Here is a 26293-nt window from a genome sequence, read left to right as displayed (position 1 = left end):
CGGTTATTCTGCGAGGCCAAGCGCGGCGAGATGGGCTGCGCCGGCGCGGACGTCGTCGTGGTTGCGGAGTTCGAGGATCAGCCGCGGGTTCGAGGTCAGCCGGCCCAGCGCGCGGAACACCGCGACCCACGGGATGTTGCCTTCGCCCGGCGCCCAGTGCCGGTCGGCAAAGCCGTCGGTGTCCTGGAGATGCACATGCGTCAGCATGTCGCCGGCGGCCTCGACATAGTAGTCGACCGGCGGCGCGCCGGTGGAGATGTGCGCGTAATTGGCGTGGCCGGTGTCGAGCGAGACGCGGACCTTGCCGCTCTCCAGCGCCTTGGCGAGGCGCACGCGGTCGCGCGGATCCTTGTCCTCGATGTTCTCGATGACGATCTCGCAGCCGGTCGTCTCGGCACGCGCGATCACTTCGGCGAGGGTCGCCCTGACCCGTTCGACCAGACTGCCGCGATTGTCCGGATAGAGATCGAGATTGTTGTGGTCCCAGGTCGTGAACGGCGAATGGATCACCATCTGCGTCGCACCGAGAAACTCTGCGGCCTCCAACCCCTGGAGCAGACGCTTGGTCACCGCCTGCCGGATCATGGGATCGTGGCTGTCGATCTTGAAGCCCCAGAACGGTCCGTGAATGCCGAGACGGCCCGTATAGCCCGCGAGCATCTGCTTGATGTCGCCGGCGGTCGCACGCCAGTCGCTATCGAGGAGATCGGCGCGGAAGAAATCCTGGATCTCGAGATCGCGCTGCCGTTCCAGAAGCCAGTCGCGATGCGCGGGGATCGATTTGATGGACAGTGCGGCGCCCAACACCGGCTTCGACATGGCTTGCTCCTTTGACCGTCAGCAATGACGGGAGCAGCGCTAGACCAGTTCAATGACAGGCCCGTGAAACCGATGTTCCGCAGCGTCGAGCAGATGTGGACATCCCGCGCGTCGCCAGCATCGATGTTGTGCAGCGGCGCTGGCGTCGATGCAGGCACGTGCAGTCTGCCGCAGAAGCAAGCTGAATCGTGTCCGTAGTGCTCCGGAATGGAATCCTATTCCGATGTCGCGTACATCGCGCGACATCGATCGGCGGCCACTTCCAAGGGCATCACCCTCTGATCGCGCACCACGGGGTTGGGGGACCACATGGGGCGGGGGATCGAAGGCTGGGGCAAGGTGACGAGGTCCGGACTCCTAGGCACTCCGGACCTCGCGCTTTCCTTCAGCGCGAGCCTGCCAGCATATCGCTAGGCCCACATAGACCCACTCCACAGCAGCTCCGGCTGGCGCCCTCGGCTCACATCGCATCCTTCAGCGTCAGCCGCGCCGTGAACGTCACGCTGATCTTGCCGACCAGCGCCATTCCCTCGACTTCCGCGCCACCGGGGAAATAATCGCCGGAAAAGCCGCAGGTGACCTCCCTGCCTCCGAACACGAGAGACCGGCCGACCGCTTCGGTGTGCTGGTTGACGATCATGTCGCCACGCCATTTCCCGTTCCGGAACGTGTAGGTGCCGGTGTAGTAGAAATATCTGTCACCACCCATGATACGTCCGTCGCAGAGCACGACCACGCCCCGCGCCTGCCCGCGCTTGCCGTCACGCATTTCGATGTCGAAGATGTAAAGGCCGTTGACGACGCTGGCCTCTTCACCCGTTTCTGAGCCTTCCCCGGCCGACATCAGATCGTCTCCCCAGCAATGTCGATCCGCCGCGTCATTCAGTTCGGTACGTTCCGGTCGAGATCCTCGAGCCATGCCGCTGCGCTCGAATCCGACGGTGCACGCCAGTCGCCGCGCGGCGACAGCGAGCCGCCGGCCGAAACCTTCGGGCCGTTCGGCATGGCCGAGCGCTTGAACTGGCTGAAGGCGAAGAAGCGGCGCAGGAACACTTCGAGCCAGCGGCGGATCTCGGGAAGCTCGTAGGCCTTGCGCCGATCGTTCGGGAACGCTGGCGGCCATTCGCCCTTGGCGACATCCTTCCACGCCTGGAGCGCCATGAAAGCGATCTTGGACGGCCGCATGCCGAAGCGGAGCGTATAGAACAGGTTGAAATCCTGGAGCTCGTAGGGGCCGACGGAGGCTTCGGTGCTTTGCGGTTTCTCGCCGGGCTTGACCGGAACCAGCTCGGGCGAGATTTCGGCCGACAGGATCGAGGCAAGCGTCCGGTTGACGTCATCGCTGAACTGCTGCGAGGCGATCACCCAGCGGATCAGATGCTGGATCAGCGTCTTCGGCACGCCGGCATTGACATTGTAGTGCGCCATCTGGTCGCCGACGCCATAGGTGCACCAGCCCAGCGCAAGCTCCGAGAGATCGCCGGTTCCGATGACGATGCCGCCGTGATGGTTGGCCAGGCGGAACAGATAGTCCGTGCGCAGACCCGCCTGCACGTTCTCGAAGGTGACGTCGTAGACCTTCTCGCCCTTGCCGAAGGGATGGCCGATATCCTTCAGCATCTGGGTTGCCGTGGTGCGGATGTCGAGTTCCTGCCAATTCGTCTGCAAGGACTTCATCAGCGCCAGCGCATTGGTCTTGCTCTCGCTGCCGGTGGCAAATCCCGGCATCGTGTAGGCGAGGATGTTTTCACGCGGCAGGCCGAGCAGGTCGACGGCCTTGGCGGCGACGATCAGCGCGTGGGTGGAATCGAGCCCGCCCGAGACGCCGATGACGACGCGTTTGGTGCCGGTCGCGCGCATGCGCTGCACGAGGCCGGCGACCTGGATGTTGTAGGCCTCGTAGCAGTCCTGCTCGAGCAGGCTCTCGTCGCTCGGCACGAACGGAAAGCGCTCGACCTTGCGCAGGAAGCCGATATCGGAGGCCGGCGGCTTCAACGCGAACGTCACCTTGCGGAAGAACGCCTCGCGCTGCCGGCGGTTGTCGTCGAACGTCCCCATCAAGGCGCGCTCCTGCCTGAGCAGGTCGAGATCGACGTCGGCGAACGTGATCTGGCCGCCCTGGCGGAACCGCTCACCCTCGGCCAGCAGCACGCCGTTCTCGTAGATCGAGGTCTGGCCATCCCAGGCCAGATCAGTGGTCGATTCCCCTGCCCCTGCGGCGGAATAGACGTAGGCCGCGAGGCAGCGCGCCGAGGTCGATTGGCACAGCAGTGCGCGCGAGCGCGCACGGCCGATCGTGATCGGGCTGCCCGAGAGGTTGATCAGCACGCTGGCGCCCGCGAGCGCGAGCTCCGAGGCCGGGGTCACCGGGATCCACATGTCCTCGCAGATCTCGACGCCGATGGTCAGGCCCGGCACGTCCTCCGCCGCGAACAGCAGATCGACGCCGAACGGCGCATGCAGCCCGCCGAAGGCGATCGTCTCTCCGGCAATACCGGCGCCGGAGGCGAAATGCCGTCCCTCGTAGAACTCGCGGTAGGTCGGCAGGTAGCTTTTCGGCACCACGCCAAGGACGTTGCCGCGATGAACGACGACGGCGCAATTGTAGATGCGATGACCAAAGCGCAGCGGCGCGCCGACGATCAGGACGGTCATCAATGCAGCGGAAGCCTCGACGATGGCCGCGAGACCGCGCTCGACGGCGTCGAGCAGCGGATCCTGCTTGACCAGGTCTTCGATCGCATAGCCGGACAGGCACAGCTCGGGAAACACGGCAACCGCCGCCGACTGTTCGTGGCAGGCATTGGCGGCCGCCAGGATGGCCTTGGCATTGGCCGAGGGATCGGCGACGTGGGAGGTGGTCACGCAGGCCGCCACGCGCGCAAATCCGTGGGCGTAGATCGAGTGGAAAGTCATCGAGCGCAGTACCTTTAATCTCTTTCCGGCCGGCCGCAGCCGTCAGCTCCAGCCTATGTAGCCCATCGATCCGGCCCCGTGCAGGCCATCCGCCATCATGCATAACGGGTTTGCACCTCGCTCTGGCCGGCGGGCTCAGGCGCTGCGGGCCAGAACGCCGGTCAGATCGTCGCGCAGCCACTGGGCGACCCGGGGCCAGGCATGCGCGTGGGTCCGCGCACCCATGAACAGGCCGAGGTGATTGCTCGGCTCGGAGGCCGCCGCAATGAAGGCTGGCGGCGTGCCGACCAAGCCGGCGGTGGCGAGCGCCTGCGTCGCCGGCACCACTTCGTCGTCGAGCCCGGCCAGCAGGAAGATCGGCGCCTTGACGTCCTTCAGATCAATCGCGCGGCCGAGCGCCACGAAGTTGCCGTCGGCAATCCGGTTCTCCCGGAAAATCCGGTTGACGATCTCGAGATAGTACGTGCCCGGCAGATCGAGCGTCTCCACGTTCCACCGGTCGAAGCGCGCGAGCAGTGCCGCGCCTTCCTCGTCGGATAGCCCCTTTTGCAGGGCGGCTGCGATATCCTCCCGGCTTGGCGTCCTGGACCAGAAGCGCAGCATCTCCTCGCCGCTGACATTGCCGCCGCCGCGCGCGACGAGCTGGTCGTAGACCATTTCCGGCGCGTTGCGGGCGAGCCGCGATAGCGAGGAATCGATCGACAGGTCGACCGGGGCGCCGACCAGGACCAGCCGCCGCACCTTGGCCGGAAAGCGCGCCGCATAGAGCAACGACAGCCAGCCACCCTGGCACAGGCCGACGAGATCGACCGGGACGCCGATCTCGTCGATGGCGACGTTGAGATCGGCAAGATAGCTGTCGATCGAGAGATAGCGCATGTCCGGCGTGGCTGAGCGCCAGTCGGTGAGATAGACCCGGTCGATGCCGCCGTCTTGCAGCGACTGCACCACGCTGTGGCCGGGTGCGAAGTCGGCGATCAGGGCCCGATGCAGCGCATAGGGTGCACAGACCAGCGCCGGCTGGCCGGATCGCGTCCGCGTGCAATCGCGCAGGCGCATGGTCGCAAGCTCCAGCGCGACTGTGTTGGGCGTCGTCCACGGCAGGCTGCTGTCGGCAGGCTCGTCCGGCCCGCGCTCCATCCATCCGAACCAGGCGTCCATGGCGAGCCGCGCCGCCGCAAACGGCCACAGCAGCGGATCACCAGGGACATGGTCCGGCCCGCCCGGCTGTTTGCCTGTCTTCTCCGCCATGGCTATCTCGCGATTCTCACAGGAATGCCTCGAAGCTGATCACGGAAATGCCGAGCTCGACAAAACTCCGATGGGCTGCAGCCACAGAGCCGTCGAGGTCGATGCCGCGGCAGGCATCCTCGATCACTACGACCTCGCACCCGGCCTTGCGGGCGTCCTCTGCCGAAAAGCGGACGCAGAAGTCGAGCGCGAGCCCCGCGACGAAGACGGTCTTCAACTCGCGCTCGCGCAAATACCCGAGCAGGCCCGTCGGCGTCCTGTGGTCGTTCTCGAACAGCGCAGAATAGGAATCGATGCCGCGCCGAAAACCCTTGCGCACCACCAGGCTCGCCCGGGTGACGTCCAGCTCCCCATGGAATTCGGCGCCCGCCGTGCCCTGCACGCAATGCGTCGGCCAGAGCACCTGGCTGCCGTAGTCCAGCTCGATGGTCTGGAACGGCTGCTTGCCCGCATGATTCACCGCGAAGGAGACGTGGTCGCTCGGATGCCAGTCCTGGGTCAGCACCACATTGGCGAATTTTTGGGCGATACGGTTGATGGCTGGCACGACTTTCTCGCCGCCGGGCACGGCCAGTGCCCCGCCGGTGCAGAAGTCGTTCTGCACGTCGATCACCAGCAGCACGTCGCGGTCGGAAATCTTCATCGCAAGGCCCCATTCCATTTGCCGGCTCCGCCGGCGCCGAACGCTCCCTCCAATGTCGATCTTCCGGTGCGGCTTCGCAACCGCCGATCGCGTGTGGCCATATCGTGCTGGCGGCCGAGGATCGTCTCCAGGATGCAACGGTTTGGCCTCGTCCGTGTTGACTAGGCACAATCAAGCGAGGATTCTCAAACCGTCCGCAAACTGCGGATCGGATCAGGAGCGGAGGCAAAGGTTCCCGAAGGCCGGCAAGGCCGCGGCGACCAAAGGGTCATGAGTATCGGCAAGACAGGAAAAATTCTTCTCGCCGATATCGGCGGCACCAATGCGCGCTTTGCGCTGAGCCAAAGCGAACCGGGCAACGGCGACCAGACCGGATCGATCGACTATGTGAAGGTCGCCGACTTCCCGACCGTCCAGGAAGCCATTGTCGACGTGCTGGCGCGCCGGGCCGGCGGCGAACCGCCCCAACGAGCCGTGCTGGCCGTCGCAGGCCCCGTCACCAACAACCGCTGCGTCATGACCAACAGCCCCTGGGTCATCGACGGCAACGAGCTCCAGCCAACGCTCGGCTTCGACAGCGTCCATGTGCTCAACGATTTCGAGGTGGTCGCCTGGTCCCTGCCCGCCTTGCGGCCCGCCGATCTGATCCCGCTCGGCGGACAAGATGGCCTCCCCGGAGAACCGTTGCTGGTGGTCGGGCCCGGAACCGGCTTTGGCGTCTCCTGTCTGGTTGAGCGCCATGGGGCGCGGCTGGCCGTCGTCACCGAGGCTGGCCACGCGACGTTGCCGGCAGAGAACGAGCGCGAGGAACGCGTGATCGCGTCCTTGCGCCGACGTTTCGGCCATGTCTCCATCGAGCGCGGCGCGCTGTCGGGCTCCGGCTTGCAAAGCCTCTACGAGGCACTCGCGGAGATCGACGGCGTTCAGGTGCCGCACCGCGACGCGGCCGCCATCACCAAGGCGGCCCTGGATGGCAGCTGCCCGGTCAGCCGCGCGACGCTGGAGATGTTCTGCGCCACCCTGGGCTCGGTCGCGGGCAACCTCGCGGTGACCTTCGGTGCCCGCGGCGGCGTCTATATCGCCGGCGGGATCGTGCCGCGCTTCCCGGAGTTCCTTGCGGCCTCCGCGTTCCGCGCGCGCTTCGAAGCCAAGGGGCGCTTCCAGGACTATTTGCGCAACATCCCGACCCGGCTGGTCACGAAGCCCGATGCCAGCTTCGTCGGGCTGAAGATGTTCGCCGACCACAATCCTGATTGAAGTGCGGCCGGCCGAGACCGTCCGGTCCGTTAACTAATTCACAGCTGATTGCATCCAAAGCGGGGTTCCACGCAGGATCGTGCTTGCCCGATTGTTTCCCATGGGAAACAATCCCGCGGAGTGCGCGGCGTAGTTGCGGGGGCGTGACATGCGTAAACCGGATCTGGGCTTCGACTATCACCGTTATCACCGCCTGCTGACCGAGGCGGACGACGAGGACAAACGGCTGGCGCTGATCGAGCTCCTGATCGAGGAAAAGGCGCGAGACCGGCTGGCCGCCCAGCGCGCCTCGGATCGGGCCGCCATGACCGCCCATACGATCGCCACGGTGCTGAGGAACGGTCGCGGCTGAGACCTGCAATCCCGCGCCGGGAGGCGCGAATCCGCGAGCCGATTGCGATTCCGTTAACGATCCCTCGCAATCTCGCTTCAAACTTTTTGCTCTAAGAGTTCCCTCACCTGATGCAATTCAGGGGTCAACACAGGGGGGAATGAACATGAGCATGATTTCGCTCGCCGCGATGCCGGCCGCCGTCGAAACGCGTTTCGCCGATTCTTCGTTCAAGACCATCTTGCTGTTCTGCTGCACGGGCCTCGTCGCCTCGTTCGGCCTGATGGCGCACGGCATCGACCTCACCGCCGGCCTGATCTGAGAACCCGACGAATTCCTTCGTTGCATGGCCGCCCCCGACGGGCGGCCATTTTCGTTGGCGATCCCAGCGCGGCGCCGTCGCTCAGCGCGGTGCCCTCACCGTCGCTCAGTGCGGCGCCTTCGTCGTGGTTTCCGGAAACATCGAATCGATCATCGCCTTGAGCTGGTCGATCGAAATCGGCTTGCGCAGGATGGGCCTGCGGCGGAGCAGCGACGGCAGGAGTTCCGGCCCGTAGCCGGTGGCGAACAGAAACGGCTTGCCGCGGCGCTCGATCAGGTCGGCGACGGGATCGACGTAGAGCCCCATGAGGTTGATGTCGAGGATCGCGAGATCGTATTGCGCGGTCATCGCAAAGGCGCTCGCGTCCCGGACATTGTCCGCTTCCGCGACGACATGGTGGCCGAGCTCCTCCACCATGTCGGCCATCATCATCCGGATCAACGCCTCGTCTTCGACCAGGAAAACGGAGAGTCCGTCCGCCATATCAACCCCGCAGTCAGCTTGCGAAGCTAATCATACCCGAATTGCGGAAAGGATTCACGAATTCGTGGCGAGCGCCGTTAATTCGTACGCCGGCGATCCGATTCAACTTGATCAATCCAGCCCGCGCTCGTGGCTGAGGCGTACCATCTCCTGGATGAAGACCTGCTTCTGCTTGTCGTCGAGGCTCGAATAGAGCGGTTCGGCGGCGTCGGCGACATTGCGCTGGTCGGCCGCCCGGTCGATCAGGAACTGCGCCTCGTTGCGCATCTGCTCGATGATGTCGTCGGGCGGATCCCGCTTGGCGCGCGCAACCCGAAGGTTGAGCCGCTCCGCACCATTATGCCCCAGGTAGTGCATGGCGCTGGAGAACCCGTACCAATGCTTCTCCTGATCAGGAGTGAGATTCAGTTCGGTCTTGATCCGCTCGATGTAGGAATCGCTGTTGGCGACGATCTGTTCGGCCGACTGTTGCGGCGCGCCGCTCTGGGTGAGGACCGTGACATCCTTGTTGTCCTTGGTGTCCTGCGGCGCGTTCTTTGCTTCCTTGCTCGCCTTGGCCCCCTTGCCCGCCTTGGCGCTCTTGGCATCCTTGTCCTTGCCGGCGCCTTGCTGCTGCTTGGCATCCTTGGTCGCGTCCTTGTTAGCGTCCTTGGCGGCCGGCGCCTGGTTGCCATTGTTGCCGACGCCGAGCACGCCGGTGAAAACGCCAACCACGCCGCCGATCGCACCGCCGAGCACGCCACCGACCGGACCGGCCGCCTTGTTCCCGGCTGCCGCCCCCTCCTGAACGCCTTTGACCAATCCTTGAGCGTTCGCGACTGCGGCTGCGCCGAGCAGCAGCGCGAGCACGGACCCCAGCGCGAGCCATCGTCGCAGGTAAAGCCGCGCTGGCGGCGCCGGGTTGATCATTCTCGTCTCCATCGTCGAACTGATTGGCCTATCCGGGTGGAAGCCGCCCGCTGGTTGCAACACTATCGTTTCCGCCGCTTCAAGGTCCAGACGCAGCCAATTGCTGTCCACGCCCGAAAAGTCTTTCGCGCGAAGCGGTTATGCAGGCTTATTCGAAACTGCGGCGTAATTGCGCACGGATCGTTCCAGGCCGGTTCGCGCACCGTGTGCGTCGCAAAAGGAGCAGCCACGGCGCAGGTCCGGCTCACCGCACCGCGGGCGCCGCCGCGCCGTCGGGCACAACGTTAGTTCTAGACGATCGCCGTTCGGCCTTTCTCGACAGACGCGATCAATCATGATCTGATCGCGCTACCAATTTGCCGCGCCTCGCGTGATTGCAATCGGAGCTGACGGCACCAACAAGAAACGTTCAACGAGAATTCCAACAAGAAACGCCAACAAGAAAATCAAGAGCAAAACTCGGAAGAGTTAAGAGGAAACGCCAGAACAATAAAACATCCAAGCGAGGAAACGAGATGTCACGCAAGACACTGACGCGACGTCAATTTGTGGCTGCCACTGCAATGTCCTCCGCGGCGCTGATCACGGCGCCCTATGTCAGAGGCGCTTATGCCGCCGGCAAGCTCTCGATCGGCTTCTGGGACCACTGGGTGCCCGGCGCCAACGACGCCTCCACGGCTCTCGTCAATGAATGGGCCGCGAAGGAGAAGGTCGAGGTCTCGATCGACTACATCACCAGCAACAACAAGAAGATCGAGCTGACTGCGGCGGCCGAAGCCCAGGCCAAGTCCGGTCACGACATACTTCAGATGCCGAGCTGGTGGCCGCACGCCTATTCGGAGAATCTCGAGCCGCTCAACGACGTCATGGAGCCGCTCATCAAGCAGAATGGCGAGGTGAACGGCACCGTCAAATATCTGGGCCAGTCGGGCGGCAAATGGCTCGCGATCCCAGCGACACCGGGCAGCCAGATCAAGGGCCCTTGCTCGCGCATCGACCTGATGAAGAAGCATGCGGGCATCGACGTGCAGGAGATGTACCCGGCAGGCAGTCCGCCGAAGGCCGACAACTGGACGATGGAGACGTTCTTGAAGGCTGCGGAAGCTTGCCAGAAGGCCGGCTTCCCGTTCGGCATCGGTCTCGGCGAGACCACCGACAGCGTCGATACAGCCGGCGCGATCTTCCAGTCCTTTGGCGCCGAACTCGTCAATGCCAAGGGCGATGTCACGGTCAAGACCGACGCGGTGCGGCAGGCGCTCGAATTCTACAAGAAGCTGATCGCCGTGCTGCCGACGGACGCGCCCTCCTGGGATGATGCGTCCAACAACAAATGGCTGATCTCGGGCCGCGGGGCGATGATCCTGAACCCGCCGAGCGCCTGGGCGGTCGCCAAGCGCGACGCACCGCAAGTCGCCGAGCAGTGCTGGACGCACGGCTTCCCGGCGGGTCCGAAAGGACGCTTTGCCCCGTACCTGCCCTATTTCTGGGGCGTCTGGAGCTTCGGCAAGAACAAGGAGGCGGCCAAGAGTCTGCTTACCCATCTGTCCTCGCCCGCGGCGATCGAAAAGTTCGTCGTGGCGAGCGGCGGCTATGACCTGCCGGCCTATGCCAACATGACGACGTTCAAGACCTGGGCCGAGGTCGGACCGCCGAAGGGCACGCTCTATCACTACCCGAACCCGTACAACCACCAGACGCTGTCAATCGCCGCATCGCCGGCGCCGCCGAAGATCGCGCAGCAGATCTACTTCCAGGCCACGCTGACCAAGATGGCGCTGCGCTTTGCGCAAGGAGAGAAGTTGGAAACGGCGCTCGCCTGGGCCGAGGGCGAGTGCGAGGGCTTCATGCGGACCTGAGCCGGGTGTGTGCCGTGGCGGTTCATGCCTTCGGGTGTGAGCCGCCGGGGCGCGCTCTCGCTCCGTCCGCAAGCCAATGAAGCCGACCGGTCGCCGGCTTCACCGTTGAATCTTTCGCAAGAAAGCCTGACCAGAAAGTTTGACCCATGGCCGATGTCGTCGTTGAGCAAGGTCGCCTCGCTCGTGCCGGAAGCCCGCGCAAAAAGAACGCGAGCCTGCGCAATGTAATGGGTCGGAAATCGACCGTGGCGTTCTTCCTGACGCTGCCGCTGATCCTTCTGATCGCACTGTTCGTGCTCTACCCCGCCTTCTATTCGCTCTACCTGGCGACGCTGAACAAGGCGATGACGAAATTCGTGGGCCTCAGCAATTTCACCTTCCTGTTCAAGCGCGAGACGTTCTGGATGGTGGTGAAGCAGTCCTGCATCTTTGCGATCACCGCCGTGATCTTCAAGGCGCTGATCGGCTTCATCGTCGCGCATTTCGTCCACAACATTCCGGGCAAGAAGCAGCGCAAATGGCGCGGCATGCTGCTGGTCCCCTGGGTCATCCCGCCGGCAATGAGCACGCTGGCCTGGCTCTGGCTGTTCGATCCCTCCTACAGCGCCTTCAACTACACGCTGTCCTTCTTCGGCGTCGGTCCGATTCCCTGGCTCGGTGATGCCTTCTGGGCGCGCTTCTCCGTCATCCTCGTCAACGTCTGGTACGGCGCGCCGTTCTTCCTGATCATGTACCTCGCCGCGCTGAAATCGGTCCCCGACCAGCTCTACGAGGCCGCCGCCATCGACGGCGCGAACTGGTGGCAGCGCATCTGGTTCATCACGCTGCCGATGATGCGCAACATCATCGCGATCACGACGCTGTTCTCGCTGATCGTCACCTTCGCCAATTTCGACATCGTGCGCATCCTCACCTCCGGCGGCCCGCTCGATCAGACGCATCTGTTCGCCACCTGGGCGTTCCAGGTCGGCATCCAGAGCAGCGACATTCCACTCGGCGCCTGCGTCTCGCTGTTCATGGTGCCCATCCTCGCCGTCGCAGCGGTCTTCATCCTGCGCGATGTCTCCAAACGCGGGAACGAAGCCTGATGAGCACGCTGGCAATCGACAAGGCCGGACCAAGCCGCAAGGTCAAACTCGGAAGCATGAGCCGGGACCGCACCTGGGCGCTACGCTGGTCCTACTTCTTCCTGGTGCTGTTTGCGATCTTCTTCCTGACGCCGCCGGTCTACATGCTGATCACCTCCCTCAAGAGCAGCGCGGAGATCTCGGCGGCAACCAATCCCTGGTGGGTCTTTCACCCGACATTGGCGAACTATGTCGAGCTCCTGACCTCGAACCAGTTCCTGCGCTTCTTCTGGAACTCGTCGATCATCTCGATCGTGGTCGTGATCGTCACGATGCTGATCAGCATCCCGGCGGCGTTCGCGCTCGCGCGGATGAAGTTCTGGGGCTCGGCGACACTCGCGACCGGTGTGTTCCTCACCTATCTCATCCCGGACAGCCTTCTGTTCATCCCCCTGTTCAAGATGCTCGCGGTGGTCCAGGAGTTCACCGGCATCCCCCTGCTCAACCGATGGTACGTGCTGGTGTTCATCTATCCGACACTGACCGTGCCGTTCTGCACCTGGATCATGATCGGCTATTTCGCCTCGATCCCGAAGGAGCTCGATGAGGCCGCCCTCATCGACGGCGCCTCCTGGCTCCAGACCCTGACACGGATATTCATTCCCGTGGCCCTGCCCGGGCTGATCGCCGCCACGATCTTCGCCTTCACGGTGTCCTGGGCGCAGTTCCTCTATCCCCTGGTGTTCACCACGTCGATCGATCAGCTCGTGCTGCCGGTCGGCATCACCACCACGCTGATCAAGGGCGACGTCTTCAACTGGGGGCAGATCATGACCGGCGCGCTGCTCGGTGCAGCGCCGCCGCTGGTCATCTACGCCTTCCTGATGGACTACTACATTGCCGGCCTGACCGCCGGCGCGACAAAGGGTTGATGTCTCATGGCTGACGTTGCATTGCGTAAGGTCGTCAAGCGTTACGATGATGTCGAAGCCGTGCGCGGCATCGACCTCGATATCGCCGACCATGAGTTCATCGTGCTGGTGGGCCCCTCGGGCTGCGGCAAGTCGACGACGCTACGCATGATCGCAGGTCTCGAGGACATCAGCGACGGCGACATCATGATCGGCGGCGACGTCGTCAACGATGTGCCGCCGAAGGACCGCGACATTGCGATGGTATTCCAGAACTATGCGCTCTACCCGCACATGACGGTCGCCGAGAACATGTCGTTCGGACTGCGCCTGAAGCACTATCCCAAGGCCGAGATCAAGGCGCGGGTGACGGAAGCCGCACGGCTCCTCGACATCACCGACCTGATCGACCGCAAGCCGAAGCAGCTCTCCGGCGGCCAGCGCCAGCGCGTCGCGATGGGGCGCGCCATCGTGCGCAATCCAAAGGTCTTCCTGTTCGACGAGCCGCTGTCCAATCTCGACGCCAAGCTGCGCGTGCAGATGCGGATCGAGATCAAGAAGGTGCACCAGAAGGTCCGCACCACCACGGTCTACGTCACCCACGACCAGGTCGAGGCGATGACGCTGGCCGATCGCGTGGTGGTGATGAACAAGGGGCGCATCGAGCAGATCGGCACGCCGAACGAGCTCTACCACAAGCCGGCGACACGCTTCGTCGCGGGCTTCATCGGCTCGCCGGCGATGAACTTCATCCCGTGCCGGCTGGAGGACGTCGGCGGCACGCTCCAGATCCGCCTCACCGATCGCATCGCCTTTGCGCTGCCGCCGGCCCGCGCCGCGCGCTACAACGCGCTGCCGCGCACCGACAAGCTGCTGCTCGGCCTCCGGCCCGAGCACCTCACTGAGGCGCATGCGCATCTGGGGCCGGGCGTTGAGAGCTTCGACACCGTGCTCGACGTCACCGAGCCGATGGGGATGGAGACCCTGGTCTATTTCGGCCTCGAGGGCACGCCGGTCTGCGGCCGCGTCGATCCCAATGCCGGCGCCAAGGACGGGGCACCCATGCGTTTGGCGATGGACCTCAACAATATGCACCTGCTAAACGAGGACACCGGCGTCGTGTTGTGACGCAGGTCCAAGAAATGCGAGCAGGCAGGGAGCGATGGCGACCAACAAGAAGAAGATTTTCGTTACACAAACTTTGTCGCAAGGGGCCCGCGCCCTCCTCACTCAGCGAGACGATATCGAGCTCGTCGAATTTGCGAACCTGATCTCAGCGAAGGATTTTGAGGTCCTGTTGAAGAGCCATGCCCCGGTCCATGGCGTGGCGCTCGGCGCCACAGCGTTCGGCGAGACCGAGCTTGAGGCCTCGAAGGACATGAAGGTGGTGACACGGATCGGCGTCGGCTACGACGCGGTTGACGTGCCCGCCCTCTCCCGCCGCAAGGTGCCGCTGATGGTCGCCGGCAGCGCGAATTCGCCCTCGGTCGCCGAGCAGGCGCTGTTCATGATGCTGACACTGGCAAAACGCGCGCAGGAGATGCATTCCTGCGTCAAGGACGGCAAATGGGCCGACCGTCTCGGCATGCTGCCGTTCGATCTCTACGGCAAGACCGTCCTGGTGATCGGCTTCGGCCGCATCGGCACCCGCACCGCCAAGCGCTGCCTCGCGATGGAAATGAAGGTCCAGGTCTACGATCCCTACAAGCCCGCCGCCGAGATCAAGGCCGCCGGCTACGAGCCCGTCGCCGATCTCGACGCTGCGTTGCCCCATGCCGACTTCGTCACCATCCATTGTCCGAAGACGCCGGAAACGGTCGGCCTGTTTGACGCAGCCCGGATCGGCCGGATGAAGCCGAAATCCTATCTCATCAATACCGCACGCGGCGGCATCGTGAAGGAAGCGGCGCTGTACGACGCGCTCACGTCCGGAAAGCTCGCCGGCGCCGGCATCGACGTGTTCGAGGTGGAGCCGCCGCCGGTCAGCAACGCGCTGTTCGCGCTGCCCAACGTCATCATGGCCCCGCATGTCGCGGGCGTCACGGTCGAGGCGGTGAGCCGCATGAGCGAACAGACCGCGCGCAACATCCTGAGCGTGCTGGACGGCGATCCTATCCGGCAGAACATCATCAATCAGGACGTGCTGGGCTGACCAAACCGCAAGGCGGGCGGCCCATCCGCCCGCCTTCGGAACGCCAGAATGCGTCCCATTTTGGTGCAGATCGAGCCCCAACTCAGCCTTAATCAAACCCGCGTAATATGCCGAGCCGCGGCGGCAGTGGGACAGACTTGCCGGCCACGTCGAGCTGGAGGATGGACCCTTGGCAGAAATCGACCCGACCGACCACGCGCTGGCGACCATCGCCAGCATCCTGGAGCACCCCGAGCCCGTCCTCGTCGTCCGCGACGCCGAAACGGAAACGGCGGCTGCCGATGAGCATTCGGTCGTCGACGAGCATGCGGTCGTCGACGAGCATCCGGTTGCCGATGAGCATCCGGTGGTCGAGGAGCAGCCGCTGGTGCCGGAGCACACCGATGCCGACGGCTACAGCAAGGTCGGTCCCGGGCCGATGGTTGCGATCCGCCTCAAATGGACGGTCCATCGCGGCGATGACGACCAGTACTACGTCCACGAGACCATCGGCGAGCAGTCCGCGCCGGTCATCAGCGGCCCCATGACGAGCGACGCCGCCGTGCATTTCGTCGACACGCACGAGGACGAGGCGCACAGGCGTTTCGAGCTACTGCGCAGCGAGATCGCCGGCCGCAGCTCGCTCGCCGAGTTCGAACGCAAGGGCGAAGCCTAAAGCGCGATCTAGCGCTCGCGGGGCCCGAGAAAATCCCGCTTCACGAGCTCGACGCCTGCGTGCCGCAACAGGTCGTAGGCCGTCGTGACGTGAAAGAAAAACTGCGGGACGCTGAACGTCAGCAGCAGCGTCCGTCCGGTGAAGGGCAGCTCGGTTCCGTTCTTCAGCCTGAAGAAGACATTCAGCTCCGCCGCCGCGTCGATCTCGGCCCGCGGCAGGCCCTCGATGAACTCGATTGACGTTGCGATACGCGCCTGAAGCCCGGCCATGTCGTGCTCCAGCGCCGGCAGCGTCACCGGCTCGCGCTGCGCCAGCAAGGCCGGAGCGACCGTTGCATGGCGGCAGGCCTCACCGACCTGCTGCGCCAGGTCGTACATGTTGGGTGCGAGGCGCATGCCGAGCAGGACCGCCGGGTTGAATTTGCGGGTCTCGGCGTAGGCCACGCCCTTGTCGAGCAGCGCGGACAGGTTGCGTAAGTACGGCACAAAGAGGCCGACCGAGGCCTCGTACATCGAGATCGTCACCTCAGGATTCCTTTCAATTCTGCCTCGCCAGCGACGGGCATCTGGTCTAAATCCACGTCTGAAGAGCTGCACAATGACAGCTTGGGCTTGGGTGGAGAAGAGATGACCGTTCGATTCCTGTCGGCTTTGGCCGTGGCGCTGCTGATGAACCTTTCGGCCCACGCACAGCAGGCGGCGCCGTCGCGCCTCGACGAGATCATGAAGCGCGGCACATTACGTGTCGGGATGACCGGCGACTACAAGCCCTTCACCTATCTGGACAAGGCCACGCAGCAGTTCAGCGGCTTCGACGTCGACATGGCGGAGGCGCTCGGCAAGGCGCTCGGCGTCAAGGTCGAGTTCGTGCCGACGGCCTGGCCGAAGCTGATGAAGGATTTCGAGGCCGACCAGTTCGACATCGCCATGGGCGGCGTCTCGGTGACGCTCGACCGGCAGAGGAAGGGTTTCTTCTCGATGCCGATCATGCGCGAGGGCAAGACGCCGATCGCGCGCTGCGCCGATGTCGGCAAGTACCAGACGCTCCCTGATATCGACAAGAAGGGCACCCGCGTCATCGTCAATCCCGGCGGCACCAACGAGCGTTTCGCCCGCGCCAACATCAAGGACGCCGACATCACCGTCTTCGCCGACAATACCGTGATCTTCGACGAGATCGCCAAGGGCAATGCCGATTTGATGATGACGGACGCTTCCGAGACGCGCTACCAGCAGAAGCAGCATCAAGGCGTGCTGTGCGCGGTGCATCCGGAAAAACCGTTCGACTTCTCCGAGAAGGCCTATTGGCTCCAGCGCGACATGGCGCTGAAGGCCTTCGTCGACCAGTGGCTGCACATTTCCATGGAGGACGGCAGCTACAGGAAGATCTACGCCGCCTGGTTCGACTAGAGCGTCTTCGAGCGAAATGGGTATCGGTTCGCGCGTTCCGATTCCATCGGAACGGGGCTCTGGACCGTGTCCTCCTGTCGCTTGCTACGGCCAAATTGTGGACGGGTTCCAGGCGTATTGAACCCGAACCTGCCGGAGCACGACTCATACGGATGAAAGTGATCTAGATCACTTTTTGCGATCGAGCCGGGGCGTATGCGTCGGTCCGGGGACCATCTGTTCAGGAGATGCGAAATGAGGAAGCTGTTGGCCACGGCCGCATTCCTTTTGGCGAGCACCGCTGCGCAAGCGCAGTACACCTTCGAATATGGCGGGCGCACCATCCGCATCGATCCCGACCGGGGCACGGTGTCGATCCCCGGCGTCTATGACAACACCGGCCAGGGCAAGGCCAAGAAGGCCAAGAAGAACGAGACAAGTCCGGGCCAGCAGGCGCCGCAAGAGGCCAAGGCCGATCCGCAAGCCCCGGCTGCTCCGGCGCCTCCACCGGCCGCTGCCACAGCGCCGCCCGCAGCCGTGCAGGCTCCCGCGCCGCCCGTCGTGGCCGCACCGCCTCCCGCGCCACCTGCTCCGCCGCCGGCGACCGCCAATGCTGCACCGGCTGATACGGCCGTCGTGCCTCCGCCCGCACCGCCTCCGGCCCCTGCTCCCGTCGAGCAGCAGGCGGCTCCCGTGGCGCCGCCCCCGCCGGCTCCGACCGTGGCTGCCGCACCCCCGGCGCCACCTGCGCCGGCGCCTGCCCCCGCACCCGTTCAGTCGGCCGCTGTCGCGCCACCGGCTCCCGCTGCTGCACCGACGCGCGACCTCAATTCGCCGCTCGGCATCTGGCTCACCGAGGAGAAGGAAGGCAAGGTCCGCATCGAGCAATGCGGCAACAACCTCTGTGGCTATTCGGTCGACAGCAAGTCGAACCAGAACGGCGAGCAGGTCCTGATCAACATGAAGCCCGGCAAGGACCAGAAATGGTCCGGCCGCATCCTCGATCCCAACACCGGCTCGACCTACGATTCGACGATCGCCATGAAGGGTACGGATCGCCTGCGCGTGCAGGGCTGCGCCTTCGGCGGCATGTTCTGCGGCGGCCAGACCTGGACGCGGGTGAACTAAGCTCGGCTTCGACACTTTGACGGAGACAAGGGGCCCGTGATCCGGGCCCCTTTGCTTTTGCCCGCGGTGTCCGCATCCGGCCGCGTCGCCGATGCCGGCAGCATCAACGTCACCTTGAGCACCGGCATCAAGCGTGCAGTCGGCTTCGGCCGGCTGAGCGGCACGTCCGGCTCCGGCACATGGCGCGGGGCCCTTTGCACGGGCACGTGGACGGCGGAGCGGATTTAGGCTCCGGATCGCCGACGCATCGCCACGGGGCGATGCGTCTTGTCCGGGGCGCGAGAGCTAGCCCAGCGCGGCGCCATACTCCGCGTCGGTGACCGGCTCCAGCCAGGTCGAGTAGACGCCGTCGAGCGCTTCCTGCATGGCGATGTGGCACATGCCGTTGGTCGGCGATGCTCCGTGCCAGTGCAGCTCGCCCGGCGGAATCCAGACGGTGTCGCCAGGGCGGATCTCGCGGATCGGCCCGCCCTTGGTCTGAACGCGCCCGACGCCGGAGATGACGTAGAGCGTCTGCCCGAGCGGATGGTGATGCCAGTTGGTGCGCGCGCCGGGCTCGAATGCGACGCGCGAGCAGTTCAGCCGTGCTGGCGCGGGCGCCATGATCACGGGATCCTGCCACACGGTGCCGGTGAAGTTTTCCTTGGGCGCGCGGCGGGTCGGCCGCGTGCCTGCGACAGTGATATCCATGGTGTCCTCGCTTCTGTTACTTCTTGCTGGCGGCGTAACGCGCCTTGGTCTCGGCGTTCATGGGATAGAGCCCCGGCAACACCGCGCCGTTGTTCACCTCGTTGACGATCCAGGCTTCCATCCGCTCCTGCTCGACGCCCTCGTTGAGCACGTGACCGAGCATCGCCTGCGGGATCAGCACGCAGCCGTCCTGGTCGGCGACGACGATGTCGTTCGGGAACACGGCGACGCCGCCGCAGCCGATCGGCTCGCCCCAGCCAACGAAGGTCAGGCCCGCCACCGACGGCGGCGCGGCATAGCCGTCGCACCAGACCGGAAGATTGGTGCCGAGCACGCCCTCGACGTCACGCACGACGCCGTCGGTGACGAGCGCGGTGACGCCGCGCTTCATCATGCGCGCGCAGAGGATGTCGCCGAAGATGCCGGCATCGGTGATGCCCATGGCATCGACCACGGCGATGCAGCCCTCCGGCATCGCCTCGATCGCGGTGCGGGTCGAGATCGGCGACGACCAGGATTCCGGCGTCGCCAGATCCTCGCGCGCCGGCACGAAGCGCAGCGTGAAGGCAGGTCCCACCAGCCGCGGCAGGCCCGGGCGCAGCGGGCGCGCACCGCGCATCCACACGTTACGCAGGCCCTTCTTCAGCAGGACCGTGGTGATGGTGGCAGTGGTGATGCCGGCGAGGGTCTTGCGGGCTTCGGGGGACAGCGACATGGAAACAGACGAGCTCCGGATGGGCGGGAAAGAACGCGCGCATCTTGCGAGCCGGGCGCTTTCCGTCAAGGGCCAAGAACGCAGGGCCGCAGGGCGGTTATGCGACGCGATAACAAGGCTTTATCGCTTCCCCTTGCATTAATTTATTGGACTTGCGGGCGCATTTACGCGAAGCAGGGATCAGCGGAACTCAAGGCTGAGCCCGCGTTTCCTGAGAAGCCCGATTTCGACAGCGCTTTGATAGTTCAATGGCCGCGACGCTTCCCCCGCCCCGCCTTCTGCCCAGTGGCGACAGCGCCGTCACGGTCGAGTTCAGCCGCACCATCGACGATGTCGCCAACCAGCGCGTGCTGGCACTCGACAAGGCGCTCGCGGCAAACCCGATCGACGGCATCACCGAGACCGTGCCGACCTATCGCTCGCTGCTGGTGCATTACGATCCCGGCAAGATCGGCTTCGACGCGCTCGGCGAAAAGCTCCTCCCGATCGCGACCCAGCCGCTGCCGCCGGCCACCAGGACGCGCCGCTGGCGCATCCCCGTCGCCTATGGCGGCGAGCATGGCATCGACCTCGAGGATGTCGCCAAGGCGCTGAACACAACGCCTGACGACATCGTCGCCCGGCACGTCGCCGGCGACTACAAGGTTGCCATGATCGGCTTCACGCCGGGCTGGTCCTATCTCAGCGGCCTGGACAAATCCCTGCACATGTCGCGGCGGCAGAACCCGCGGCTGCTGACGCCGGCCGGCACGATCTCGATCGGCGGCATCCAGGCCGGCATCCAGTGCCTGGCTGCCCCGAGCGGCTGGCACCTGCTCGGCCGCACGCCGGTGCGGACCTATCAGCTCCACCGCAATCCGACCTTCCTGACCGAACCCGGTGATCGCGTGACGTTTTTCGCCATCGACCACAAGACGTTCGAGGAACAGGACCGCGCCGCCGAGGCCGGCGAGATCATCGCCGAGCAGGTGGTCGCATGAGCCGGCTCATCGTCGCCAGCATCGGCCCTGCAAGCTCCGTCCAGGATGGCGGACGGCACGGTGCGCAGCGCTACGGCTTGACCGTGAGCGGGGCGATGGACCGTCTGTCGCTCGCGGCCGCGAATACGCTGGTCGGCAACGAGCCGTTCGCGGCCAGTGTCGAGATCGGCCCGTTCGGCGCCACCTTCACCGCCCGTGACGGCGCCGTGCGCGTGGCGATTGCCGGCGCGCCGCGCAATGCCGACGTCGCGGGGCGACCGGTCGCCATGGACACATCGGTGACGCTGAAGGACGGCGAGACGCTGACGCTCGGTTTCGCCCGCGGTGGCGCCTTCACCTATCTCGCGATCGAAGGCGGGATCAAGGGCGAGCCCGTGTTCGGCAGCCTCGCGGTCAATGCCCGCGCCGGCCTCGGCAGCCCCTACCCGCGCCCGCTCCAGGCCGGTGATGAATTCAGCGTCGATGCCGCGAGCGGCGCGCCCGAACTGCGCATCGAGCTGCCGAAGCCCGCGAGCGGTCCGATCCGCGTCGTGCTGGGCCCGCAGGACGACGAGTTCGACGACGCCAACAAGGCGCTGTTCCTGGACAGCGAATGGAAGATCTCGGCGACCTCCGACCGCATGGGCTACCGGCTCGAAGGCCCCGCGATCAAGCATCTGCACGGCCACAACATCGTCTCCGACGGCACCGTCAACGGCAGCATCCAGGTGCCCGGCAACGGCTCGCCGATCGCGCTGATGATGGACCGCGGCACCTCCGGCGGCTATCCGAAGATCGCAACCGTGATCACGGCCGATGTCGGCCGTCTGGCGCAGACCTCGGCGGGGACCGCCTTCCGCTTCAAGGCTGTCAGCATGGCGGAGGCACAGGACGAGGCGCGCAAATTCGCGCAAGCCATCCGCAGCCTGCCCGATCGCCTCCGCTCCGCCGACACCGTCGCGCTCAACATCGAGGCGCTCAGCGATGCTAACGTCGCGGGCTATGCGGTCAGCGCGGTGGATGCCGGAACGTGGCAGGTCACGGCGGAGCCGTAACGACAAGACGACCAGAGGCGGAGAGCAACCATGAAGACGATCGATCTCAATTGCGACCTCGGCGAAGGTTTTGGCGCGTGGGAGATGGGCAACGACGCCGCGATGATCGAGCTGGCAAGCTCGGTCAACGTCGCCTGCGGCTTCCATGCCGGCGATCCCGACATCATGCGCCGGACGGTCGAGCTGGCGAAAGCCCGCGGCGTCTCGGTCGGCGCGCACCCAGGATATCGCGACCTGCACGGCTTCGGCCGGCATCCGATCGCGGGCCTGAAGGCCTCCGAGATCGAGAACCTCGTCGCCTACCAGATCGGCGCTTTGCAGGCGATCGCGACCGCGGCCGGCCACAAGGTCACGCATGTGAAGGCGCATGGCGCGCTCTCCAACGTCGCCTGCGAGGACGACATGACGGCGAAGGCGATTGCCGCCGGCATCAAGGCGGTCGATCCCAGCCTGATCTTCGTCGTGCTCGCCAATTCGAAGCTGGTGAAGGCCGGCGAAGCGGCCAATCTGCCGATGGTGCACGAGGTGTTCGCCGACCGCGCCTATGAGGACGACGGCAATCTCGTCTCGCGCAAGAAGCCCGGCGCGGTGCTGCACGATGCCAAGGCGATTGCCGACCGCGTGGTGCGCATGGTGCAGGACGGCGCGGTGGTGTCCGTGACGGGCAAGGTGATCAAGATGCGGACGGATACGGTCTGCATCCACGGCGATACGCATGGCGCGGTCGAGATCGCGCGGACCTTGCGTCAGGCGTTGAAGGATGCGGGGATCGAAGTCGCGCCGTTCAAGCGCGGGGCGTGATCAGAACGGGTGCACCGACAGCGTGCCGAACACGATCGCGGCGATGACCGCGAAGGCGCTGTAGAGCCCGACGTGGTGCATGCTCGCCCCGGTCCGGCGCGAGAGCGAGCGCGCGTAGAAGTGCAGCCTGGCTTCCGCCGATAGTTCGCGCATGGTCGATCTCCAACGCCCCATTTGCGCGAGTATGAAGGATCAACCCTGGCGGGAGGCAAGATGGCGGCGAAAATAGCGATGGTGGTTCTCTGAAGGCGCCCCGTCGCAGGTGCAAATTCTCTTCACACGCGGGTTCCGAGAATCTTATTCGTTAAGATCCGAGCCAGTTGGAACCGGCCCGGATGACGGTGGGATGACAGCCGGACTTTAGGCCCTGGACCCGGTCCAAACAAAAATGGCGAAAACAACCCCATGCACAGTAGAAACGCGCGCTCGGCGTGACGCCCGGCGCTTGCTCCGCCGGGACGATTCACGCTGATCTTGTCGCGCCTTAGTAGACGTCAGCCTGGAAGCGGCCGGTCTTCTTGAGCTCGGCGACGAAACTGACGGCTTCGTCGGTCGAGCGCGCCCCGAACTGGGCGACGATATCGACCAGCGCACGCTCGACGTCCTTGGCCATGCGCTTGGCATCGCCGCAGATGTAGAGATGCGCGCCCTCGGCGAGCCAGGTCCACAATTCGCGGCCGACTTCGCGCATGCGGTCCTGCACGTAGAACTTCTTCTCGCCGTCGCGCGACCAGGCCAGCGACATGCGCGTGAGCAGGCCGGAGGTCTTCATCGCGTTGAGCTCTTCCTGGTAGAAGAAGTCGCAATCGCTGCGCTGGTGGCCGAAGAACAGCCAGTTCTTGCCCGGCGCACCGGTCGCCTTGCGGTCGAGCAGGAAGGCGCGGAACGGCGCGATGCCGGTGCCGGGGCCGATCATGATAACCGGCGTCTTCGGGTCCTGCGGCAGGCCGAAACCATGCGCCTTCTGCACATAGACCTTGAGCTTCTCGCCCTCAGCGATGCGCTCGCCGAGGAAGGTCGAGGCAACGCCGATGCGTTTGCGCTTGCCGATCACATAGCGCACGGAATCGACCGTCAGCGAAAGTTTTCCCGGCGTCGCATTGTGCGAGGACGAGATCGAATAGAGCCGCGGCTGGAGCGGCTCCAGCGCCTCGACGAAGGCTTCGGGATGCGGCCGTATGCCGGAAAACTTCTGGAGCGCCGCCATCACGTCCAGCGTGGCGGCGTCGCCATCGGGATCCTCGCCCTGCGCCAGCGCCCGCGCCTTCTCGCGCTGCGCGCCCCCGGTGATGAAGGAGATCAGTTCGAACAGCGAGTCCGGCGCCGGCGACAGCGAGACGTCGTCGATCAGCACCTCGCGCAGCGTCTTGCCGTTCACCTTGGTGGTGTGGGAAGCGCCGAGCAGTGCGATGATCTGGTCGACGAGGCCGACATCGTTGCGCGCGAACACACCAAAGCTGTCGCCGACGATGTAGTCGAGCTTGCTCGCGGAGAGATCGAACTCGACGTGATAGGTCTCCTTCTCCGACTTCCCCTTGTTGAGGAGGCGCCGCGACAGGAACGTCGCCTCGGTCGGATTGTCGCGCGAGCGGCCGGGCTCTGCGATCGTCACGGTCACGGCGGGCGCGGCCACCGCATCCGCCTTGTCGGGCCCCTTGTCACCCGCCTTGGCCGCCGGCGCCTTGTCCAGCTCCTCGTACAGCGACTTCAGCATCCGCGCGGTTTCCTTGCCGCCGGGAACACACAGGTTGAGCCGCGCTTCGCTGCGGGTGGCGATCGCCTCCGAATAGTCGTGGCAATTATAGCCGCACTGGCCGCAATCCTGCTGCGCCATCGCCGCCATCATCTTGCGGCGGACGGGACGCCCCTCTGCAAGCTTCATCCGGTCGGCGATCGGCATGGTCTGGTCGTGCCACGGCGCTTCGCCATCGTCGCCGTCGCCGGCTTGCATGACGGCGGCGCCCTGCTCCGCCGACAGGGGCGTAGCCACATCAGGCGACAGCAACCCGGCAAAGAATCCGTTCAGCCAGGAGCGCTGCGCGTCGGAGAACGGGGCGCTGGCGGGAATGATATCGAGTTTCGGCGGAGGGGTGATCTGGTTCATGCGGACACCTGTGCATCGGCAAGCTTGCGCAGCGTCTCGCCGTCATGGCGGCGCGCAAAGGAGAGGAAGGTTTCGTCGGGCGAGGCGCGATGAGCGATATAGGCCTTGAGCAGCGCTTCGACCGTCTTCGGCGCGTCCTCGGCCTTGAGGTCGTGATAGACCTCCTGCCCGACGTCGGCGTCGGGGCCGAACCCGCCGCCGGTGAAGAGGTGATAGCCCTCGACCGTGTCATCCTCGTTCACCGGCACCCGCGCTCCGATCAGGCCGATGTCGCTGATGTAGTGCTGCGCGCAGGAATGGTGACAGCCGGTGACGTGGATGTTGACCGGCTTGTCCATCTCGACGCGCGGCTCGCACCAGTCGCCGATCTCGGCGGCGTGGCGTTTGGTGTTGGAAGCGGCGAAGCGGCAGCCGGCATTGCCGGTGCAGGCGATCAGGCCGGCGCGGATATGCGAGGCCTCGACCGCGAGCCCGATCTGCTTGATCGCGGCAATCGCAAGCTCGACGTTCTCGTCGCGCACGCCCGGGATCAGCAGGTTCTGCCAGACCGTCAGGCGGATCTCCCCGTCGCCGAGGTCACGCGCGACCTTGGCGAGGCTCCGCATCTGATCACAGGTGAGCTTGCCGAGCGTCAGCGAAACGCCGATCCAGTTGAGGCCGTCCTGCTTCTGCTTGTGCACGCCGATATGAGCCATGCGGTCAGCCGCAGGCCGCGGCGCAAACGCCTCTTCCGGCACGCGCGTGAATGGCGTCTTCAGCCGTTCTTCGACGAGCTTCAGGAAGCCGTCATGGCCCATGGCGTCGAGCACATACTTCAGCCGCGCCTTGTTGCGATTGGTGCGGTCGCCGTGGTCGATGAACACGCGCACGATGGCATCGGCGACAGCGGTCGCCTGCTCCGGCTTGACGATGATGCCGGAATACTTCGCAAAATCCTTGTGCCCGGTGATGCCGCCGAGGCCGAGGCGGAACCAGACCCCGGGCTCGACGCCGAACCCATCCTTCACCTCGAACGCCGTGAAGGCGATGTCGTTGGTCTCTTCCAGCACCGCGATCCTGCCGGCGCCGTCGAAGGCGACGTTGAACTTGCGCGGCAGGCCGTAGAGCGAGCGGTCGTTGAGGATGTGGTAGTGCCACTCGCGCGCAAACGGCCGCGTGTCGATGATTTCCTGCGGATCGATGCCGGCGGTCGGCGTCCCGGTCACGTTGCGGATGTTGTCGGCGCCGGAGCCGCGCGAGCACAGGCCGAGATCCTGGATGCCCTCGATCAGCTTCACGGCGTGCTTCGGCGGGATCTCGCGAAGCTGGAGGTTGGCGCGCGTCGTGACATGGCTGTACGGCCCGCAGAGATCGTCGGCGAGATCGGCAAGGCCCGACAGCTGCCAGTGCTTCATGATGCCGTTCGGGATGCGCAGGCGGCACATGTAGGAGTCCTGCGTCGGCGCGACATAGAAGATGCCGTAGTAGCGCCAGCGGAAATTGTCCGCCGGGCTCGGCGGCGCATTGTCGAGCGCCTGCTGGCGCAGCCGCGGATAGGCGTCGAAAGGATGCTCGTCGCGCTTGAACTTCTCCTGGTCGGCGAGCTTCTTGCCCGAGGCGATGACCTTGTCCTGCGCCTTGATGTGCACGGCATCCGGACCGGTCGGCTCGGCATTCGCCTTGCCGGAGCCGCCACCAAGACCGCGACCGACCCGGCTGATCTGCAGACCGGTCGTGAAGCCTTCGAGATAGCGCTTCTGCTCGTCGGTAAAGTCGACTGAGACTGTTTCGAGTTTCATGGTCAGTAACGAAGCTCCTGCGGCCACCGGGGTGGTATCGACGGAAAATTGCGCGACCCGCGAGGCACTCGGCTGGCTCAAGAGCCTGCTCTGCACCCAACGG

Annotated in this window: 28 protein-coding genes; 15 read left to right on the top strand and 13 right to left on the bottom strand. The window is 65.0% G+C overall.

Annotation, left to right across the window (positions count from 1 at the left end; translation table 11 throughout):
- Positions 1-3: 3 nt before the first annotated feature.
- The 5 genes from EI171_RS24830 to pncA form a co-directional block, all read right to left on the bottom strand.
- The gene (locus EI171_RS24830; RefSeq protein WP_161534921.1) at positions 4-819 is read right to left on the bottom strand and encodes a sugar phosphate isomerase/epimerase; all 816 of its coding nucleotides are present in this window, start codon (positions 817-819) and stop codon (positions 4-6) included.
- Positions 820-1279: 460 nt separating this feature from the next.
- Complete coding sequence (locus EI171_RS24825) at positions 1280-1663, bottom strand: GrlR family regulatory protein (protein ID WP_161534920.1); 384 nt, start codon at positions 1661-1663, stop codon at positions 1280-1282.
- 38 nt (positions 1664-1701) lie between these two features.
- Positions 1702-3735 (bottom strand): NAD(+) synthase, encoded by a 2034-nt coding sequence (locus EI171_RS24820; RefSeq protein ID WP_161534919.1) that lies wholly within the window; start codon positions 3733-3735, stop codon positions 1702-1704.
- A gap of 135 nt (positions 3736-3870) precedes the next feature.
- A complete protein-coding gene (locus EI171_RS24815) occupies positions 3871-4986 on the bottom strand; it encodes an alpha/beta fold hydrolase (protein ID WP_161534918.1) in 1116 nt (371 codons plus the stop codon).
- 16 nt (positions 4987-5002) lie between these two features.
- Positions 5003-5647, bottom strand: a complete 645-nt coding sequence (gene pncA, locus EI171_RS24810) for a bifunctional nicotinamidase/pyrazinamidase (RefSeq protein WP_161534917.1) — start codon at positions 5645-5647, stop codon at positions 5003-5005.
- 252 nt (positions 5648-5899) lie between these two features.
- On the opposite strand from pncA, the gene glk reads away from it, so the two are divergent.
- The 3 genes from glk to EI171_RS44875 all read left to right on the top strand — a co-directional run bounded on the left by glk (position 5900) and on the right by EI171_RS44875 (position 7539).
- Positions 5900-6886: a glucokinase gene (gene glk / locus EI171_RS24805; protein WP_161534916.1), complete on the top strand. Its 987-nt coding sequence runs from the start codon at positions 5900-5902 to the stop codon at positions 6884-6886.
- Positions 6887-7034: 148 nt separating this feature from the next.
- Complete coding sequence (locus EI171_RS24800; protein WP_038967431.1) at positions 7035-7238, top strand: hypothetical protein; 204 nt, start codon at positions 7035-7037, stop codon at positions 7236-7238.
- A 145-nt stretch (positions 7239-7383) separates the two neighbouring features.
- Positions 7384-7539 carry a hypothetical protein gene (locus EI171_RS44875; RefSeq protein ID WP_165448160.1) on the top strand — a complete coding sequence of 52 codons (156 nt, stop codon included), beginning with the start codon at positions 7384-7386 and terminating at the stop codon, positions 7537-7539.
- Between the two features lie 105 nt (positions 7540-7644).
- On the opposite strand, the gene EI171_RS24795 is transcribed toward EI171_RS44875, so the two are convergent.
- Together EI171_RS24795 and EI171_RS24790 are read right to left on the bottom strand one after the other, a co-directional pair.
- The gene (locus tag EI171_RS24795) at positions 7645-8022 is read right to left on the bottom strand and encodes a response regulator (protein ID WP_161534915.1); all 378 of its coding nucleotides are present in this window, start codon (positions 8020-8022) and stop codon (positions 7645-7647) included.
- Positions 8023-8133: 111 nt separating this feature from the next.
- A complete protein-coding gene (locus tag EI171_RS24790) occupies positions 8134-8931 on the bottom strand; it encodes a Spy/CpxP family protein refolding chaperone (protein WP_161534914.1) in 798 nt (265 codons plus the stop codon).
- 515 nt (positions 8932-9446) lie between these two features.
- On the opposite strand from EI171_RS24790, the gene EI171_RS24785 reads away from it, so the two are divergent.
- From EI171_RS24785 to EI171_RS24760, 6 genes are all read left to right on the top strand, one after another.
- Positions 9447-10787: an ABC transporter substrate-binding protein gene (locus tag EI171_RS24785; RefSeq protein WP_011087324.1), complete on the top strand. Its 1341-nt coding sequence runs from the start codon at positions 9447-9449 to the stop codon at positions 10785-10787.
- Between the two features lie 146 nt (positions 10788-10933).
- The gene (locus EI171_RS24780) at positions 10934-11875 is read left to right on the top strand and encodes a carbohydrate ABC transporter permease (protein ID WP_028174000.1); all 942 of its coding nucleotides are present in this window, start codon (positions 10934-10936) and stop codon (positions 11873-11875) included.
- Entirely contained in the window at positions 11875-12786 is a 912-nt protein-coding gene (locus EI171_RS24775; RefSeq protein ID WP_011087327.1) for a carbohydrate ABC transporter permease, read from the top strand. Before EI171_RS24780 ends, EI171_RS24775 begins: the two co-directional genes overlap by 1 nt.
- Positions 12787-12792: 6 nt before the next feature.
- Positions 12793-13893, top strand: a complete 1101-nt coding sequence (locus EI171_RS24770) for an ABC transporter ATP-binding protein (protein WP_011087328.1) — start codon at positions 12793-12795, stop codon at positions 13891-13893.
- A 34-nt stretch (positions 13894-13927) separates the two neighbouring features.
- Entirely contained in the window at positions 13928-14917 is a 990-nt protein-coding gene (locus EI171_RS24765) for a hydroxyacid dehydrogenase (protein ID WP_028173999.1), read from the top strand.
- Between the two features lie 169 nt (positions 14918-15086).
- Positions 15087-15572, top strand: coding sequence for a hypothetical protein (locus tag EI171_RS24760; protein WP_028173998.1), 486 nt, complete (start codon positions 15087-15089; stop codon positions 15570-15572).
- Between the two features lie 8 nt (positions 15573-15580).
- On the opposite strand, the gene EI171_RS24755 is transcribed toward EI171_RS24760, so the two are convergent.
- Complete coding sequence (locus EI171_RS24755; RefSeq protein WP_038967429.1) at positions 15581-16084, bottom strand: DUF1993 family protein; 504 nt, start codon at positions 16082-16084, stop codon at positions 15581-15583.
- Positions 16085-16198: 114 nt separating this feature from the next.
- On the opposite strand from EI171_RS24755, the gene EI171_RS24750 reads away from it, so the two are divergent.
- The 3 genes from EI171_RS24750 to EI171_RS44870 all read left to right on the top strand — a co-directional run bounded on the left by EI171_RS24750 (position 16199) and on the right by EI171_RS44870 (position 18316).
- A complete protein-coding gene (locus tag EI171_RS24750; protein WP_011087332.1) occupies positions 16199-16981 on the top strand; it encodes a transporter substrate-binding domain-containing protein in 783 nt (260 codons plus the stop codon).
- A 234-nt stretch (positions 16982-17215) separates the two neighbouring features.
- On the top strand, positions 17216-18088 hold the full coding sequence (locus EI171_RS24745; protein WP_161534913.1) for a DUF2147 domain-containing protein: 873 nt from the start codon (positions 17216-17218) through the stop codon (positions 18086-18088).
- 36 nt (positions 18089-18124) lie between these two features.
- The gene (locus EI171_RS44870; protein ID WP_202633230.1) at positions 18125-18316 is read left to right on the top strand and encodes a hypothetical protein; all 192 of its coding nucleotides are present in this window, start codon (positions 18125-18127) and stop codon (positions 18314-18316) included.
- A 57-nt stretch (positions 18317-18373) separates the two neighbouring features.
- Here the strand turns inward: EI171_RS44870 and EI171_RS24740 are convergent, their stop codons facing one another.
- Together EI171_RS24740 and EI171_RS24735 are read right to left on the bottom strand one after the other, a co-directional pair.
- The gene (locus EI171_RS24740; RefSeq protein ID WP_028173993.1) at positions 18374-18778 is read right to left on the bottom strand and encodes a cupin domain-containing protein; all 405 of its coding nucleotides are present in this window, start codon (positions 18776-18778) and stop codon (positions 18374-18376) included.
- A gap of 16 nt (positions 18779-18794) precedes the next feature.
- The gene (locus tag EI171_RS24735) at positions 18795-19493 is read right to left on the bottom strand and encodes a ribonuclease activity regulator RraA (protein WP_161534912.1); all 699 of its coding nucleotides are present in this window, start codon (positions 19491-19493) and stop codon (positions 18795-18797) included.
- A 248-nt stretch (positions 19494-19741) separates the two neighbouring features.
- Here EI171_RS24735 and pxpB point away from each other — a divergent pair, with 248 nt between their 5' ends.
- From pxpB to EI171_RS24720, 3 genes are read left to right on the top strand one after another with little or no spacing between them, the layout of a single operon-like run.
- Positions 19742-20473, top strand: coding sequence for a 5-oxoprolinase subunit PxpB (gene pxpB / locus EI171_RS24730; protein ID WP_161534911.1), 732 nt, complete (start codon positions 19742-19744; stop codon positions 20471-20473).
- Positions 20470-21507, top strand: a complete 1038-nt coding sequence (locus tag EI171_RS24725; RefSeq protein WP_161534910.1) for a biotin-dependent carboxyltransferase family protein — start codon at positions 20470-20472, stop codon at positions 21505-21507. Before pxpB ends, EI171_RS24725 begins: the two co-directional genes overlap by 4 nt.
- A 30-nt stretch (positions 21508-21537) precedes the next feature.
- Positions 21538-22308 (top strand): LamB/YcsF family protein, encoded by a 771-nt coding sequence (locus tag EI171_RS24720; RefSeq protein WP_011087339.1) that lies wholly within the window; start codon positions 21538-21540, stop codon positions 22306-22308.
- Here the strand turns inward: EI171_RS24720 and EI171_RS44865 are convergent, their stop codons facing one another.
- From EI171_RS44865 to EI171_RS24710, 3 genes are all read right to left on the bottom strand, one after another.
- Positions 22309-22461 carry a hypothetical protein gene (locus EI171_RS44865; protein WP_014495196.1) on the bottom strand — a complete coding sequence of 51 codons (153 nt, stop codon included), beginning with the start codon at positions 22459-22461 and terminating at the stop codon, positions 22309-22311.
- A gap of 331 nt (positions 22462-22792) precedes the next feature.
- The gene (locus EI171_RS24715) at positions 22793-24412 is read right to left on the bottom strand and encodes a sulfite reductase subunit alpha (protein WP_161534909.1); all 1620 of its coding nucleotides are present in this window, start codon (positions 24410-24412) and stop codon (positions 22793-22795) included.
- Positions 24409-26190, bottom strand: coding sequence for a NirA family protein (locus EI171_RS24710; RefSeq protein WP_038967420.1), 1782 nt, complete (start codon positions 26188-26190; stop codon positions 24409-24411). Before EI171_RS24710 ends, EI171_RS24715 begins: the two co-directional genes overlap by 4 nt.
- Between the last annotated feature and the right edge of the window lie 103 nt (positions 26191-26293).

It is taken from the genome of Bradyrhizobium sp. LCT2, assembly GCF_009931255.1.
Taxonomy (GTDB): domain Bacteria; phylum Pseudomonadota; class Alphaproteobacteria; order Rhizobiales; family Xanthobacteraceae; genus Bradyrhizobium; species Bradyrhizobium diazoefficiens.
Note: the sequence above shows the minus strand (reverse complement) of the source record. Positions and strands in the feature narration are given on the sequence as shown.